This is a genomic window from Nitrospira japonica, assembly GCF_900169565.1.
GTDB classification, from domain to species: Bacteria; Nitrospirota; Nitrospiria; order Nitrospirales; family Nitrospiraceae; genus Nitrospira_C; species Nitrospira_C japonica_A.
This window is the reverse complement of the sequence record NZ_LT828648.1, coordinates 2,682,082-2,698,370: the sequence shown is the minus strand read 5'-3', so window position 1 is coordinate 2,698,370 and position 16,289 is coordinate 2,682,082. Positions and strand designations below refer to the sequence as shown.

The following is a 16,289-nucleotide window of genomic DNA, read 5'->3' as shown; positions in this document are numbered from 1 at the left end:
CATCATTGTTTCTCCTTGTCCTGTTGAGTCTGAGCGGAGCGGTGGGGCTTTCTTCTATCGCGCATGCCGGCAACCAAACGGTGACCCTCCTCAACGTGTCGTACGATCCCACCAGGGAGCTATACCAAGAATTCAATGCGGCGTTCGCCAAACATTGGCTCGCCAAGACCGGCCAGCCGGTCTCGATCAAGCAATCGCATGGAGGGTCCAGCAAACAAGCACGAGCAGTGATCGACGGACTCGAGGCCGACGTCGTGACACTGGCCCTGGCCTATGACATCGACGCCATAGCCGAGAAGGCTTCGTTGCTTCCCGCCAATTGGCAGGGTCGCTTGCCGCAGAATAGCGCGCCCTATGTCTCGACGATTGCCTTTCTGGTGCGCAAGGGCAACCCAAAGAACATCAAGGATTGGAGTGACCTGGTGAAACCAGGCGTGTCCATCATTACGCCGAATCCCAAGACTTCGGGCGTCGCCCGGTGGAACTACCTCGCTGCGTGGGGTTATGCCCTGAAGCAATCGGGCGGGGATGAGACCAAAGCCAAGGAGTTCATTGCAAAACTCTACAAAAATGTCCCGGTGCTCGATTCCGGAGCCCGGGGCGCGACGACGACCTTTGTGGAGCGGGGTATCGGCGACGTCTTGATCAATTGGGAAAACGAGATCTTGTTGGGCGGCGGTGAACTGGGAAAAGACCGGTTCGACATCGTCGTGCCTCCGCAGAGCATTTTGGCCGAACCGACGGTCAGCGTGGTGGATAAGATCGTGGACAAGCGGGGAACCAGACAGATCGCGCAAGCATATCTTGAATATCTGTACTCCGAAGAAGGACAGGAGATCGCCGCCCGACACTATTACCGCCCCCGACTCCAGTCGGTTGCGGCCAAGCAAACCAAGTTTCCCAAGGTCGAACTGTTCACGCTCCAGGAGTTTTTTGGCGATTGGAAACACGCCAACAAGACACACTTCTCCGACGGCGGCACATTCGACCAAATCTATCTTCAGATCACCAAGGAACGGCGATGAACGAGTGCTTCCGGCATTCCTGGTCGGCTGGCGTCCTTGTCATCTGGACCATTCTCGCGGTCTGCTCGATAGGGCACTCGACCAATGCGATGGCCGACAGCCAGGAACTTTTGAATGTCTCCTATGACGTATCGCGAGAATTCTACAAAGCGTACAATGCCGCGTTCGCCCGGCACTGGCTGGAGAAAACCGGCCGGTCGGCAGTGCTCAGGCAATCCCATGGAGGCTCGACCGCACAGGCGAGAGCGGTGCTTGCCGGATTGGAAGCCGACGTCGTGACGATGAATCAGGAAAGCGACATCGCCATTCTGGCCGAACAGGGAGGACCGATCGCCAAGAACTGGCGTGAACGTCTTCCAAACCATAGCGTTCCGTTTACGTCCACGATCGTCTTTTTGGTCAGAAGCGGAAATCCCAAGCGCCTTCACGATTGGCCTGATCTCATCAGGCCGGGCGTCGCGGTCATCATGCCCAACCCCAAGACATCCGGCAACGGACGATATAGTTACCTGGCCGCATGGGGCCAACTAGTGAAACAGACGGGAAGCCACGACAAGGCGCGGCAATTCGTGCACGACCTGCTCCAACACGTCCCGGTTTTTGCTTCCGGCGGCCGCGGCGCCACGACCACGTTCCTGCAGCGTGATATCGGCGACGTGCTGCTGACGTTCGAGCATGAAGTGTCGCTGATTCAGAAGGAAGCGGGCACAGGCCGGTTTGAGATCGTCTACCCGACTGTGAGCATTCTCGCTGAATCTCCGGTCGCCGTGGTCGACCGGGTCGCGGACAAACACGGGACCCGGGTGCTCGCGGAAGCCTATCTCGACTATTTATACTCCGAGGAAGGCCAGGAGTTGGCGGCGCGGCACCACTATCGTCCCAGCTCGGCTGCTGTAATGCGCAAGCATGCTTCCCAATTCCCGGCACTGAATGTCTTTTCCGCCGACGACGTTTTCGGAGGATGGCAGAACGCAATCGCCACCCATTTTTCATCCGGCGGCGTGTTCGATCAGATGTATCAACCGACGGCGGCACCGAGCGACGGTCATCGCGAACAGAGCCGATAAGGAGACCCTCCCTTGCCGTTAATACTGAAACAGCCCAGCGTGCTTCCGGGGTTCGGTCTCACCCTGGGCCTCGCGACGTTCTACTTCAGCCTGATCGTCTTGATTCCCTTGAGCGGGCTCTTTATCAAGACCAGCACACTGACCTGGGAACAATTCTGGAGCACCGTGACGGAGCCGCGCGCGATGGCGTCGTATCAACTGACATTCGGCGCATCCCTGTTGGGCGCGCTCATCAACGGGCTCTTCGGTTCGGTCGTCGCCTGGGTGCTGGTCCGGTACCGTTTTCCGGGTCGGGCGGTCGTCGACGCGCTGGTCGACCTTCCGTTCGCGCTCCCGACCGCGGTCGCGGGTATCGCCTTGACCGCCATCTATGCGCCCAATGGCTGGATCGGCCATCTCCTCGATCCGTTGGGCATCAAGATCGCCTTTACTCCGCTCGGCGTCCTCGTCGCGCTCACCTTCATCGGATTGCCGTTCGTGGTGAGAACCGTCCAGCCCGTGTTGCAGGATCTCGACAAAGAAGTGGAGGAAGCCGCCACGACGCTGGGAGCGAGCCGCTGGCAAACATTCCGCGCCGTGATCGCGCCCGAGTTGTGGCCCGCCCTCCTCACCGGGATGGCCATGGCCTTCGCTCGCGCCGTCGGCGAATACGGTTCCGTCATCTTTATCGCCGGTAACATGCCGCTGATATCGGAAATTACGCCGTTGTTGATCATGACCAAGCTGGAGCAGTACGACTATGCCGGAGCGACATCCCTGGGAGTCGTCATGCTGGTCACGGCCTTTCTACTTTCATTGGCCGTGAATCTCCTTCAATGGTGGAGTACGGCTCGTCACACCAGCGCATAAAGAGACCCACGATGACCACAAGAACCGCCGCGAAAATCAGCAATGAAGAGTGGACCGCCTCGCTCACCACCGAGGGCACGCTCGTCCGCTTGGCGCTCATTGCCGCAGCCCTCGGCTATCTGACGCTTTTTCTCTTCATTCCGCTCGCGGCGGTATTTACGGAAGCATTCAAGGGCGGAGTGTTGACCTACCTCGCCTCGTTTCAAGACCCGGACGCCCTGGCCGCCATTCGACTGACGCTCATCGCCGCGTCCATCGCGGTTCCGCTGAATGCCCTGTTCGGAATGGCGGCCGCCTGGGCGATCGCAAAATTCGAGTTCGTCGGGAAACAGTTGATCATCACCCTCATCGACGTTCCCCTGGCTGTGTCTCCGGTCATCTCAGGGTTGATCTATGTGTTGCTGTTCGGAGCCCAAGGCTGGTTGGGTCCGTGGCTGGCCGAACACGATATCAAGATCATTTTCGCCCTACCGGGAATCGTGCTGGCCACGATTTTCGTCACCGTCCCGTTCATTGCGCGGGAACTCATCCCGTTGATGCAGTCGCAAGGCCGGGAGGAGGAGGAAGCCGCCCTGACGTTGGGCGCGTCCGGCTGGCAGACGTTCCTGCGCGTCACGATTCCTAACATCAAGTGGAGCCTGCTTTACGGAGTGATTCTCTGCAATGCGCGTGCGATGGGTGAATTCGGAGCGGTGTCGGTCGTGTCGGGTCACATTCGAGGACTGACCAACACGATGCCGCTGCATGTGGAAATCCTCTACAACGAGTACAACGCCGTTGCGGCCTTCGCCGTGGCCTCACTCCTCACATTGCTGGCCCTCGTCACGCTCGTCGCAAAAACACTCATTGAACGGCGATCCATTGCACCACTGTCACGATCGACACCCGATCGCCCGCAACCACAGAGAGCAGGGAGTCTGTCATGAGCATCCAAGTCGACCATGTCACCAAGCGTTTCGGCACGTTCACCGTTCTGAGCGACGTCAGTCTGCACGTTCAGAGCGGAGAACTGGTCGCCCTCCTCGGCCCATCCGGATGCGGAAAGACGACACTCTTGCGCATCCTCGCCGGATTGGAACGGCCGGATGAAGGACGAATCCTCCTGCATGGCCACGAGGTCACCGATCAGCGCATCACCGAACGGCGCGTTGGATTTGTGTTTCAACACTATGCCTTGTTCCGGCACCTGAGCGTGGCGGAAAACGTCGCCTTTGGGTTGAAAGTCCTGCCGCGAGCCAAACGCCCTTCTCCCGACTATATCCGCAACAAGGTGGAAGAACTCCTGTCCCTCGTCCAGCTGCGCGCCATGGCCGACCGGTATCCCAGTCAACTCTCCGGAGGACAGCGTCAGCGCGTCGCGCTCGCGCGGGCATTGGCGGTGGAACCGAAGCTGCTCCTTCTCGACGAGCCGTTCGGCGCGCTTGACGCCAAGGTCCGCAAGGAGTTGCGCCGGTGGCTTCGGCGGCTCCACGACGAATTGCATATCACGAGCATCCTCGTCACGCACGATCAGGAAGAGGCGCTTGAGTCGGCCGATCGCATCGTGGTGCTGAATCAGGGGCACATCGAACAGATCGGAACACCCGACGAGGTGTATGAACAGCCGGCCACGCCATTTGTCTATAGATTTCTGGGGGACGTCAACGTGTTCCACGGCCGGGCTCCGCATGAGCGAGTCGCGCACGATTCATTGGAAGGACACCACCTTTCTTCATGGACGGAGGCCGGGGGAGACCATGAGGTCGCCTTCGTGCGGCCGCACGATCTGGAATTGAGCCTGGAACGGACGACGAACGCGCAGCTTGAAACCACCGTTCGATTGGTCATCAATGCCGGAGCACGCGTGCTCTTGGAATTGAGCACCACGGATTCGGGACAGCATATCGAGGTGGAACTGACAAAGGATCGCTATCGCGAGTTGAAGTTGCAGCAGGGCGACGTCGTGTTCATCCATCCGAGACAACTCCAGGTCTTCAGGGTGCCGGACCCTCTGTCTCCTTGAGTCGACGGGCACGGAAATCGAGACGAACCATGTCTACCATGAGCGTTCATGAACCGACCCATATTGTCGCGGCAAGCGATCCTCACAAGCTCGCCTTGTCGATACGGGCCAGTTGCCTCGTGTTCGAAGACGCCGCTTCACAGGCGCTCCTGGAACGTGTCCGACTCATTGCTCCCAGCGACGCGACCGTGCTCATCATCGGAGAAACCGGTACCGGCAAGGAATTGATCGCCAGACACATTCATGATTTGAGCGAGCGTCGCAGCGGCCCCTTCATCGCGGTCAATTGCGCGGCCATCAGCGAATCCCTCATGGAAAGCGAACTCTTCGGTCACGAGCGCGGCGCCTTTACCGGCGCCATCGCGCCGAAGACGGGATGGTTCGAGGCCTCGCAGGGGGGGTCGTTGTTCCTTGATGAAATCGGCGATCTTCCCCTCCCGTTACAGGCCAAGCTGTTGCGGGTCGTCCAGGAGCGGGAGGTCGTGCGTGTCGGATCCCGACAATCCGTCCCGGTCGACGTGCGGCTGATTGCCGCCACGAACGTGAAACTCGATGAAGCGGTGGCTGCGGGTCGGTTCCGCGAGGACCTCTACTACCGCCTGAACGTTGCGACCGTTTCGCTTCCCCCGTTGCGGGAACGGCCCGGCGATATCCTGCCGCTGGTCCGTCACTTTCTATCGCAATACGGAACCAAGCTGGGATACTCGACCGTTGATCTGGCCCCCGATGCATTGCGTGCCGTGCTCGCCTATCCATGGCCGGGCAACATCAGAGAACTGGAGAACACGATCCATCATGCTCTCCTCATCTGCTCCGGGACGACCGTCGGAGCCGACGATCTGCGACTGCCGACCCCGCGATCCCACGCAACGTCGCCGACAGCTGCGCCGGGGGCGCTCTCTCTGGAAGCGGCTCTCCAAGATCTCTTCGAACGTGACACGCACCAACTCTATCGCTTGATCGACGAAACGGTCATCAGGACGGCGTACGACTACTGCGAGAAGAACCAACTCAGGACCGCCCGTCTTTTAGGCATCAGCCGCAACATCGTGCGCGACCGTCTTTTCCGTTACGGACTCCTCACGTCGCAAAAGGACCGGCCATGACCCAGAAACCCCGATTTGTCATTTTCGCCCACAACGCCATGTACGACAACCTCCATCAGGTCGCAACCTTAGGCTTGACGGCCGCGGCCATGGGCAAGGACGTCACGATCGTCCTCCTGTTCTGGACGATTCGAAAGCTGGCCGAAGGGCGCATCGATGAGATGGATTTTTCTCCGGAACACGGAATCGTCGGGGACCAGGTCCGCAGCCTTTTAAAGGGGAAGAAGATCCCCACCATCTCGGAAATGTTCCAAGACGCCAGATTGTTTGGGAGCTTCAAGCTGGTCGCCTGTAGCGCCGGATTGGAATATATGGGCGTGGACGCGGAAGCCGTCACGACGCGCGTCGATGACGTGATGGGACTGCCGGCTATCCTGACATTGACGGCGGGGGCAGAAACGACGCTGTTCATCTAGCGAACAACAGCACGACGGAGGAAGAGACGTAATGATCATCACGGTGAATGGAAAATCCGAAGTCGTACAGGCCTTCGCGTTATTGGATCTGCTGAACGTCAAGAAGATCGAGCCACAGATGGTTGCCGTGGAATTGAACGACCGGATGGTTGAGCGAAACTCGCTGGCCACGACGCCCTTGAAGGAAGGAGATCGCGTCGAATTCTTGTTCTACATGGGGGGCGGCCTATGAGCGCGATCCTTCATCGGGACAGTACGGAGTTGATCGGCAAGACCCCGCTGGTTCGGTTGAACCGGCTTTCTCCTGAAGGCGGCGCGGACATCTATGCCAAGGTGGAATTCGTCAATCCGGGCGGCAGTGTCAAGGACCGGATTTGCCTCAACATGATCAACGAGGCGGAGCGAAGCGGCAGGCTGAAGCCCGGCGATACCATCGTCGAGCCGACCAGCGGCAACACGGGCATCGGCCTCGCGCTGATTGCGGCGGTTCGCGGCTACAAGCTGATCCTGGTCATGCCGGAAACCATGAGCCTGGAGCGAGCCAGCCTGCTCACGTCGTACGGCGCGGAACTGGTACAGACCGCGGGGTGGGAAGGCATGCGCGGATCCATCAGAGAAGCTGAACGGCTCGTCGCCAGACAGGCTTCTTCGTTCATGCCGGACCAATTTTCGAACCCGGCGAATCCGGCGATCCACCGGACGACGACGGCACCCGAAATTTGGGAGGCCCTGAACGGCACTTTCGATGCCTTCGTCGCCGGAGTCGGCACGGGAGGGACCATTACCGGCTGCGGCGAAGTCTTCAAGGAGCGCAATCCGGCCATCAAGATCGTGGCCGTCGAGCCGGCGTCCTCGGCAGTACTGTCCGGCAAGATCTGCGGCCCGCACAAGATTCAGGGCATTGGGGCAGGGTTCGTGCCCACCGTCCTGAATCAGACGATCCTGAATCGCATCATCACCGTCACGGACGACCAGGCGTATCAGACGAGCAAGCTGCTGGCAAAACGCGAGGGCCTGTTGGCCGGTATTTCCTCGGGCGCCAACGTCTTTGCCGCACAACAGATCGCTCGGGAACTGGGACCGGGCAAGCGAGTGGTCACGATGCTCTGCGATACAGGCGAGCGCTACATCAGCGCGGAGAAGTATTTTCTCCAGTAGGTGTGACCAGATCGTCATGTTCCAACGCTTCGGGCTGGATGGACGATAATTCGTAGGGCTCTGCATAGAACGCTCTTTCATTTTGGACGCGAGCCCATAACCTTAGAAAGGATATGGTCATGAGTGATAGCCGCACCGCACACGATTCCAGAACCAGCTTGAGCGCCCAAGCGGCGCGCAATCTCGCCACCGCCACCGTCACCGTTCCACAAATGACCGAGATCACCCCCCGGTGGCTCCATAAATTATTGCCCTGGGTCGACGTCGACGGAGGCGTATACCGCTTGAACCGTGTGGCCAAGGCCCCCAAAGGCAGACCGGCCAACGAATTCGGCGAAGTGAAAGTGGATTTATTGACCGTCGACAGCGGCGAACCGCGGTTGCCGGCCACGTTTGTCGATTATGAGCTGCATCCCAGGGAATACCACCTGAGCACCATCCAAACGATCGTGCACACGCATACCCGCGTGACCGATCTGTACAGCAATCGCGTCGATCAATTGCGCGAACAAGTGCGCTTGACGATCGAAGCGGTCAAGGAACGCGAGGAATGGGAGCTTCTGAACCACGGGCAATTCGGCCTCTTGAAAGAAGTGTCCGCGGGACAGCGTATCGAGACCCGGAAGGGCACTCCGACGCCCGACGATCTCGATGAACTGTTGACCTTGGTCTGGAAAAAGCCGGCCTTCTTCCTGGCCCATCCTAAAGCGATCGCGGCCTTCGGTCGTGAAGCGACCAGACGAGGGGTTCCTCCCCCAACGGTGCATCTGTTCGGCTCACCATTCATCACCTGGCGCGGTATTCCTCTCATCCCGACCAACAAACTGGACATCGACAGGGCGGGAAAGACGACCATTCTCTTACTGCGCGTCGGCGAAACACACCAAGGTGTCGTCGGTCTGCAAAAGGCGGGAGTAGCGGGCGAGCTGGAACCGGGACTCTCGGTCCGATACATGGGAACGAACGAGCACGGCATTGCCTCGCATCTCGTTACACGCTATTTCTCAGTCGCGGTATCGACAGAAGACGCCATCGCACGCCTCGATAACGTGTCAGTCAAGTTCTATCACGACTATGTCTATCCGAAAGGCTGAGACCCATGGACTCACAGATACCAGATCAAATCCCCCATGGCGATGATCCATTCGATACGGCATTGATCACCAAGCTGGCCAAGGAATTCTACTCGGAGTCCGGGCGTGCGGCGCAAGATCCGTCGTCACTTCCCGGAACATCCTCCTCAATTCCTACCGCTCCGACCACGATCGCCGGCGTTCCGGGAAGCGTGCCCAATGGACTCGGCATGATTCCGACGCTCCCGGTTGCATTTCCGGATTTTCCCGTCGATAAGCCGCAGAATCCCGGACTGTCCGGCGGCTATCCGCTGGCGACCGCGGACGTCCATCCGCCGGTCCATGCCGGACAAACCTCCGCCCAGACTGCATTACCAGCAGGGCGTAGTCTCCCATCGGGGGAACATACGGCGGATTCCAGAGAGGCCTATCCGTTCGGCGAGCCACGCTGCAACGGGGAGGTCTTCAGCGCACGAAACACTCAACCTTCCCTCAATAGTCCTTACCCTAAAGCCGTTTCGTCTTTTCCAACGGTCGATACTGCCATCGCCACACCGGATTTCTACTTTCTTCGCGGAACCGACTCAGCGGTCACTACCGCAAATCCCGTGAGGAACGAGTATGTCTCCCGCCCGTCGCTGTCCGTTCTCGAGGTCGAGTCGATTCGGGGAGATTTTCCAGCCCTGCAGCAGCGGGTCAACGGCCATCCGCTGATCTGGCTCGACAATGCCGCCACGACACACAAACCGCAGAGCGTCATCGACGCCACCTCGCGTTTTTACAGCCGCGACAACTCGAACATCCATCGTGCAGCGCACGCCCTGGCGGCCCGCGCGACGGAGCTTTACGAAGGCGGCCGCGAAAAGGTCCGCCAGTTCATCGGAGCCGCCGACGCGAAGGAGATCGTCTTCCTCCGCGGCACCACCGAGGCCGTCAATTTGGTCGCCCAGACCTATGGGCGCGCGAATATCGGACGAGGCGATGAAATCCTTTTGACTACGATGGAGCATCACGCCAACATCGTGCCCTGGCAAATGCTGGCAGAACGGAGCGGCGCCGTTCTGAGGGTCGCGCCGATCAACGACGCCGGCGAGCTGATCCTCGAACAATTTGCCGCCTTGCTCAGCTCCCGCACCAAGCTGGTTGCGGTGACGCATGTTTCCAATGCACTTGGCACCATCAACCCAGTGGAAGCAATCATCGGCATGGCGCACGCACAGGGGATACCGGTTCTGGTCGATGGCGCACAGTCTGCACCGCATTTCCCGATCAACGTGCAAGCAATGGACTGCGACTTCTTCGTATTTTCAGGTCATAAGATTTTCGGGCCGACCGGCATCGGCGTGTTGTACGGTAAGGCCCCATTATTGGAGAGAATGCCGCCGTATCAAGGCGGCGGGAACATGATCAAAGACGTTACGTTCGAAAAGACGACCTACCATGGGATTCCGCAAAAGTTCGAGGCTGGTACCCAGGACATCGCCGGGGTCGTCGGCCTTGGCGCAGCCATCGACTACCTCACCACCCTCGGCATGCCTGCCATTGCCGCATATGAACACGAGTTGCTCGAGTATGCGACACGGGCCCTTTCATCTGTACGCGGCCTACGCCCGATCGGGACGGCTTCCACCAAGGCCAGCGTATTGTCATTCGTCATGAATGGCCTTCAAAATGAACAAGTTGGCCGACATTTGGACCGGTACGGCATCGCCGTGCGATCCGGACATCATTGTGCTCAGCCGACCGTGCGACGGTTCGGCTTGGAGGGAACCGTCCGCCCATCACTGGCCTTCTACAATACGCGGGAAGAAATTGATATATTAGTGCGAGCCTTACATGGACTGGCGCGCCCCTGAACATCATGGATGACGACACGATGCGACAACAAGAAGCCGAGACCGCCTCTTGGAATCTGGATCAAATTGTGACTGAGCTCCGCGCCTCGCGCGAGCTGACCCACAACATCAGACATCAGGGACAGATCCGTGAATTACCGTCGAGGAAAGCCCTGCTCGGCATCGTGGAAGGTCTGTGCGCCGCATTGTTTCCAACTCACTACGGCCGAGCGGACTTGAATGAGGCGAACATCGATTATTTTGTAGGCCATACCTTAAACCAAACCTTGCCTCTGTTACAGGATCAAGTCCGAAAAGGATTGCTCTTCGCCTCCGACACCGACGATTCGGATGAGCGTTCGCTCGCTCAGAGAGCGAGTCGAATCACGAGCGACTTCGCAAGCCGGCTCCCGATCATCAGGGGATTGCTCTATACCGACTTACAAGCCGCCTATCAGGGAGATCCGGCGGCCACCAGCACGTCTGAAATTCTGCTGTGTTATCCCGGCATGACCGCCGTGATTTACTATCGGATCGCTCATGCCTTGCACGAACTCGGCTCGACGCTCGTGGCACGTCTGACGTCGGACATCGCGCATTCCTCCACCGGAATTGATATCCACCCGGCCGCCGACATCGGCAGTCACTTCTTCATCGATCACGGAACGGGCGTCGTCATCGGCGAGACCACCGTCATCGGCCAGCGTGTTCGCCTCTATCAGGCTGTGACGCTTGGAGCCAAGCGATTTACAGAGGGCGAGAACGGCGTTCTCGTCAAAGGCGAACCGCGCCATCCCATCGTGGAGGACGACGTCGTCATTTACGCCGGAGCCACGATTCTCGGGCGCATCACGATCGGCCGGGGTTCGGTAATCGGCGGAAACGTCTGGCTCACGCAAAGCGTCCCGGCGGGCAGTCATGTCATGCAGGCGCAGATGCGCACCTCCACCACCATTCAACCGAAATCCCTTTCGGAGCGAATTGGTCAGTGGAGTATCTGACCCACCAGGCCGGCATGTCTTTCTTAATCCCTTCGTCATCGGAAACCACCTCCACAACCTGACCGGCAGCCAACTCTTTGATCTTCTTTGCCGTCAGAGCCTGGGCCATCTTGACGACGGCCATTTCGAAACAACGCATGCACCCCGCAGAGATGACGACTGTCCAACATACCTCACTGCGTCTTTGCACTCACTGAGAAGAGCCATGTGCGTGATGGCAAACTGACAGGCCGCACAGAACTAATAACTCCCGGTCTGTGCCAGGCCTTGCCTGCCACAGCGCGGGCATTGAGGGTCACACCTTCGCCTGACAGCCATCCAGTAGCCCTCACAAGATAAAAGGACGCTCCCGCTCTATCCTATGCCGCTTGTCGAGACTCGACATAATCGACACGTCTTTCTTCCGATGATGCATTACTCTTGTCGCGCACAATCTGACGCCTTCGGGCGTCGGACTCATTCCCCAATGTCACGACGATCAAGCTCACCAACGCGGTCACGGTCAATACCCCAATGAGAAACACGGTCATGTTCGATCCTCCTGCTTGACGACAGATCCATCCCTATTGCCGTTGATTTCGGCAACATTGCCAAGGCCGGCAGAGCCGGCCGACAGGCTTCGCAACCGAGATCAACAGCAGACGATGAATGGTCATGACGCAGCAGAATGACAGCCATGGATCTTATTGAACCTCCTTCTTCATCTAATTGAGCACCTGTCTCTTATTGCTGAAGAACTGCAGGAGATCGAGTGCCGCACTACCGGATCACCGTCACGCCGATGCGGCAAACTCCGCGTCCTGATGGGCACACAGAAGCTCCTTGAGGACGTCCATCCCCTGCGTCGTCAATGTGTGCATGAGGTGAAACCGCAGCGTTCCCTCAGGATCGACCAAGAAGGTCCTGGCTCGTCCGACAGACAGTTCTGCCGCGCCACCATAGAGGCGCTGAAGTCGCTTCAATGGATCTCCGGCGACTGCGAAGTGCAAGGGTCCGATCCCACTCAATCGTTTCCAATACAGCGCTCGCATTTCGGAAGGGACCAGGAGCAGCACCGCTCCAAGCTCAGCCAATACCTTTCCTTGGCGATTCCAAAGGCGGCTCTCTCGTTCTCCAAGACCCGGAACAAAGCTGAGGACGAGCCAGCGTCCTCGAAACTCCTCCGGAACGAGGTAGGTCATCCGTCCGCCCATGACCGCCGGAAATCGAAACGTCAGCGCCTTTTGCCCTATTCGTCGTATCGTCTCTTCCACCTTGTACGCCTCTCTCATCAGAAACCGGACCGAGAAACAGATTCCGCCTGACCGGCCCATACCGCCGGTTCCGGCATGACCCAGACGAGATAGTCGCCCTTGACGGGTGGTCCGATCCCGATTCTTCCCGCGCGGCTGAGGCGATCGATGGCGAACAACAACTGCGCACTTCCAATGTGAACCAATTCGCCTTCCAGTTGATCCAGGGTTTTGGCTCTGCGCCGCCGCAACACATCAAGCACGTTCGCTTCAACAGATTGGATCTCCGGTGCCGATTCCTTGAGCCCTACGGTTTGGGATATCATGTTGACTTCCATCTTCGATCACGATCATTACGATTTGCTTTTCGGAATTGCAGAAATCATGCCCTTGCATTTCCTCAAGAAATGATTTTGCGCCAAGTATGACCTGCTTCTAGCCCAACAATGTCTGATGGAGGAGTGCTGCCGGGGCAGCATCTTCCCGTCCAGAATACGAACTCAATCAGCACAAGGCTGACACATACCCACTGCTGTGCTACGCTACGCCATGCAACATCGATGGATCGGACGCCTCTCGATCGGTCAAAAATTTCTCCTCTCTTTCGGGCTGATCCTTTCCCTTCTGGCGTTGAGTCTGACGGCCCTGTTGTTCTATCTCTCCCGTATCAACAGCTACGTCGACCGGCATAAGCGGATCACCGTCCCCGCCATCGTTACCGCCGCCGCCATGCAACGGGATGCCTATGATTTGAAGCTGGTCTTGCACCTCCATGTGGAACGGAACTCGGTCGATTCTCTGGCCGACACGCTCGTCGAGGTCGATCGGCATACCACGGATATCCGGAACGCGCTGAATCTCTACAAACGCACACACGCGGCACGCACGCACCCGATCCTCTACGGCATGTTGGAGGAGCATCAGCGGATCGACCTCGCCGACCGCGAGGACCGCGCGATCGAGAACATCGCCGAGTCACTGGCCGAACTGACCGACGCATGGAAACGTCTGCCGGCACAACCGCCCCCTACCAGACCGGATATGGCATTGACCGATCGCCTTATGACAACCGTGCTCGGCGGCTTAGACCAGCTCGTCGAAGCCCATACGCAGATCGACATCGAGATGAAGCACGAAGGTGACCGTCTGCTCGGCCGCGCGCGGTTCATCGCCTTGGCATTGGCGCTGCTGTTGGGCCTGGTCATCGCCGCCACCTATGTCCTCGCCACCAGATACATTGCCCGGCCGCTCACGACGCTGGCCGCTACCGCCGATCAGGTCGCCCACCACGATCTCACGGCGCGGTTCGCGCCCTGGCCGAGCCGCGATGAAGTCGGCACGCTTGCCGGTTCCCTCACCACCATGCTGGCGAGCTTACGGGAACAGAGCGCCGCGCTCATGCGCAAGACCAAGGAGCTCGAAGCCTTTACCTATTCGATCGCGCACGACCTCAAAGGGCCCTTGCGCGAGATCGAAGGGTTTTCGTCGTTGCTGGAGAAGCAGTTCGCCGATTCGTCCGACGAGCAGGCCAATCACCACATCGGCGTGATCAGGTCCTCCGCCATCCGATTGACACACATGATCGACGCGCTGCTGAAGTATTCAAGGCTCGAGCAACAGGAGTTGCCGAAGCAGCGATTCAACGTTCGGGACATGATCGACAATGTGGTCAACGACCGGGTGGCTTCCGGCGTGATCTCCCCAAACTCGGTTCACATCGCGCTTCCGTTCAGCGAGCTGTATGGTGAACCCGTCAGTGTCCGGCAGGCGCTCGTCAATCTGTTCGATAATGCGGTCAAGTTTTCCCGCGGCAGTCCGGACCCCTCCATTCGCATCGAGGGAACGGACGAACCCGCGCAGCGGGTGATCCGCATCACGGACAACGGCATCGGTATCGAAGCGGATCAGGTCGGAAAAATATTCGGATTGTTCGAGCGGCTCCACGGCCCCCAGGAGTACGAGGGAACGGGGGTCGGACTGGCGATTGTGAAACTGGTCATGGAGAAGCATCAAGGCCAGGCCTGGGCCGAATCCACGCCAGGCGCGGGCAGCGCGTTTTATCTCGCGTTCCCCAAGCTCTGATTGTCGTCAGATAGCCATTTTAACCGGATGTGAGTGACGATCGTGCATGCACTCATCGTTGACGACGAGGAATATGTCCGCCTGGTGCTGGAACAGGCGCTTCGTCAGGAAGGTTGTGAGGTGACCGCGGCCAAAAATGGCAAGCACGGCATCGAACTGCTCCAATCGACCACGTTCGATTTCGTGATCACCGACCTCCGCATGCCGGGGACAGACGGCAAAGCCGTCTTGAAATGGGTCAGAGAGCATCAACCCGAGGTCGATGTGGTCATGCTGACCGGACACGGAGACGTCAAGGATGCCGTCGAAGCCATGAAACAGGGCGCGTGGGACTTTCTGATCAAGGACACGCCGTTCGATGCCGCCATCGTCAAGTCCGCCCTGTCCAAGCTGCGGACCATACGCGCATTGCGAAAAGAAAACGTCGCGGCCCGCCACGGAGGATTCACCCGCGACGTGATCGTCGAGGGAACGAGCCCGGCCTGGCGACAGCTGAGAAGCCAGATTACAAAAGTTGCTCCTTCAAGCGCGCCGGTGCTCGTTCAAGGCGAAACCGGATCAGGCAAGGAAGTGGTTGCACGGCTCCTGCACGATCTCAGCGCCAGATCGAGCGGACCGTTCCTGTCCGTTAACTGCGGCGCCGTGAGCCGGGAATTGCTGGAGAGCGAACTGTTCGGCCACGAACGAGGAGCCTTTACCGGCGCGACCTCCGCCAAGCTCGGCCTCGTCGAAGCCGCGGAAGGCGGCACGCTGTTTCTTGACGAGATCGGCGAAATGCCGGGCCCCATGCAGGTAAGTCTCCTGCGGTTTCTCGATCAAGGCGAATACCGTCCGGTCGGAAGCACCAGAACCCTGCATGCCGACGTGCGCCTCGTCGGCGCGACAAACCAGGACGTACGAACGCTGGTCGACCAAGGACGATTCCGCGAGGATCTTCTCTATCGCATCAATACCGTCACGTTGCACGTTCCACCGCTTCGTGAACGGAGGGAAGACATCGTCCTCCTTGCGGAACATCTCCTACGCAATGTCCGTACGCCGGGATCCTCCAATCGACGGTTGTCCACAGAGGGGCTCGACTGTTTGGCTTCCTATCAGTGGCCGGGCAATATCCGAGAACTGCGCAATGTCATCGAACGTCTCGTCATGCTGGGCACGGACCGGGACGTCTTCACCGACGACGAGATCAGGCAGGTTCTGCCAAAACACCACGGCTCGATCCAAGCGGAAGACCTGTCCCGTATTTCCTTGGAAGAAATCGAACGGCGGCACATCACGCTCGTGCTCGACGCCTGCGACGGGAATAAAACTCAAGCAGCCAAAATACTTGGCATCGACTATAAGACCCTCCTCAGCAAACTAAAGAAGTACGAGTCGACGCCGTAGCCACTCGGAATGTCCGCATCCGTGTCGAGACGCACCGGCAGCGGCGTCATATTCACC

The 16,289-nt window shown here is 58.8% G+C and carries 17 protein-coding genes; 14 read left to right on the top strand and 3 right to left on the bottom strand.

What is annotated here, in order from left to right:
• Positions 1-23 precede the first annotated feature (23 nt).
• From NSJP_RS12955 to epsC, 12 genes are all read left to right on the top strand, one after another.
• Positions 24-1,025, top strand: coding sequence for a sulfate ABC transporter substrate-binding protein (locus tag NSJP_RS12955; protein ID WP_407938656.1), 1,002 nt, complete (start codon positions 24-26; stop codon positions 1,023-1,025).
• Positions 1,022-2,092, top strand: coding sequence for a sulfate ABC transporter substrate-binding protein (locus NSJP_RS12950; RefSeq protein ID WP_080887298.1), 1,071 nt, complete (start codon positions 1,022-1,024; stop codon positions 2,090-2,092). Before NSJP_RS12955 ends, NSJP_RS12950 begins: the two co-directional genes overlap by 4 nt.
• Before the next feature lie 21 nt (positions 2,093-2,113).
• Positions 2,114-2,941: a sulfate ABC transporter permease subunit CysT gene (gene cysT / locus NSJP_RS12945; RefSeq protein ID WP_080888592.1), complete on the top strand. Its 828-nt coding sequence runs from the start codon at positions 2,114-2,116 to the stop codon at positions 2,939-2,941.
• A gap of 11 nt (positions 2,942-2,952) precedes the next feature.
• Positions 2,953-3,867, top strand: coding sequence for a sulfate ABC transporter permease subunit CysW (gene cysW, locus NSJP_RS12940; protein ID WP_155970181.1), 915 nt, complete (start codon positions 2,953-2,955; stop codon positions 3,865-3,867).
• A complete protein-coding gene (locus NSJP_RS12935) occupies positions 3,864-4,943 on the top strand; it encodes a sulfate/molybdate ABC transporter ATP-binding protein (RefSeq protein WP_080887296.1) in 1,080 nt (359 codons plus the stop codon). The genes cysW and NSJP_RS12935 overlap by 4 nt, the downstream gene beginning before the upstream one ends.
• Before the next feature lie 38 nt (positions 4,944-4,981).
• On the top strand, positions 4,982-6,049 hold the full coding sequence (locus NSJP_RS12930) for a sigma-54 interaction domain-containing protein (protein ID WP_155970641.1): 1,068 nt from the start codon (positions 4,982-4,984) through the stop codon (positions 6,047-6,049).
• Positions 6,046-6,465 (top strand): hypothetical protein, encoded by a 420-nt coding sequence (locus NSJP_RS12925; protein ID WP_080887294.1) that lies wholly within the window; start codon positions 6,046-6,048, stop codon positions 6,463-6,465. Before NSJP_RS12930 ends, NSJP_RS12925 begins: the two co-directional genes overlap by 4 nt.
• A 31-nt stretch (positions 6,466-6,496) precedes the next feature.
• On the top strand, positions 6,497-6,697 hold the full coding sequence (gene thiS / locus NSJP_RS12920; RefSeq protein ID WP_080887293.1) for a sulfur carrier protein ThiS: 201 nt from the start codon (positions 6,497-6,499) through the stop codon (positions 6,695-6,697).
• Positions 6,694-7,623, top strand: a complete 930-nt coding sequence (gene cysK / locus NSJP_RS12915) for a cysteine synthase A (protein ID WP_080887292.1) — start codon at positions 6,694-6,696, stop codon at positions 7,621-7,623. Before thiS ends, cysK begins: the two co-directional genes overlap by 4 nt.
• A 119-nt stretch (positions 7,624-7,742) precedes the next feature.
• Complete coding sequence (locus NSJP_RS12910) at positions 7,743-8,717, top strand: family 2A encapsulin nanocompartment shell protein (RefSeq protein ID WP_080887291.1); 975 nt, start codon at positions 7,743-7,745, stop codon at positions 8,715-8,717.
• Positions 8,718-8,722: 5 nt separating this feature from the next.
• A complete protein-coding gene (locus NSJP_RS12905; RefSeq protein ID WP_080887290.1) occupies positions 8,723-10,552 on the top strand; it encodes a cysteine desulfurase in 1,830 nt (609 codons plus the stop codon).
• Between the two features lie 5 nt (positions 10,553-10,557).
• Complete coding sequence (epsC, locus tag NSJP_RS12900; protein WP_080887289.1) at positions 10,558-11,532, top strand: serine O-acetyltransferase EpsC; 975 nt, start codon at positions 10,558-10,560, stop codon at positions 11,530-11,532.
• Positions 11,533-11,988: 456 nt separating this feature from the next.
• Here epsC and NSJP_RS19320 read toward each other — a convergent pair whose 3' ends face one another.
• From NSJP_RS19320 to NSJP_RS12885, 3 genes are all read right to left on the bottom strand, one after another.
• Positions 11,989-12,210, bottom strand: coding sequence for a hypothetical protein (locus NSJP_RS19320; protein ID WP_155970179.1), 222 nt, complete (start codon positions 12,208-12,210; stop codon positions 11,989-11,991).
• 95 nt (positions 12,211-12,305) lie between these two features.
• Positions 12,306-12,845 (bottom strand): redoxin domain-containing protein, encoded by a 540-nt coding sequence (locus NSJP_RS12890; RefSeq protein WP_155970177.1) that lies wholly within the window; start codon positions 12,843-12,845, stop codon positions 12,306-12,308.
• Positions 12,803-13,090: a hypothetical protein gene (locus tag NSJP_RS12885; protein WP_080887286.1), complete on the bottom strand. Its 288-nt coding sequence runs from the start codon at positions 13,088-13,090 to the stop codon at positions 12,803-12,805. Before NSJP_RS12885 ends, NSJP_RS12890 begins: the two co-directional genes overlap by 43 nt.
• Before the next feature lie 223 nt (positions 13,091-13,313).
• Between NSJP_RS12885 and NSJP_RS12880 the strand changes: the two genes are divergently transcribed.
• Together NSJP_RS12880 and NSJP_RS12875 are read left to right on the top strand one after the other, a co-directional pair.
• The gene (locus NSJP_RS12880; RefSeq protein WP_080887285.1) at positions 13,314-14,846 is read left to right on the top strand and encodes a sensor histidine kinase; all 1,533 of its coding nucleotides are present in this window, start codon (positions 13,314-13,316) and stop codon (positions 14,844-14,846) included.
• A 33-nt stretch (positions 14,847-14,879) separates the two neighbouring features.
• Entirely contained in the window at positions 14,880-16,232 is a 1,353-nt protein-coding gene (locus NSJP_RS12875) for a sigma-54-dependent transcriptional regulator (protein ID WP_080887284.1), read from the top strand.
• Positions 16,233-16,289: the final 57 nt, after the last annotated feature.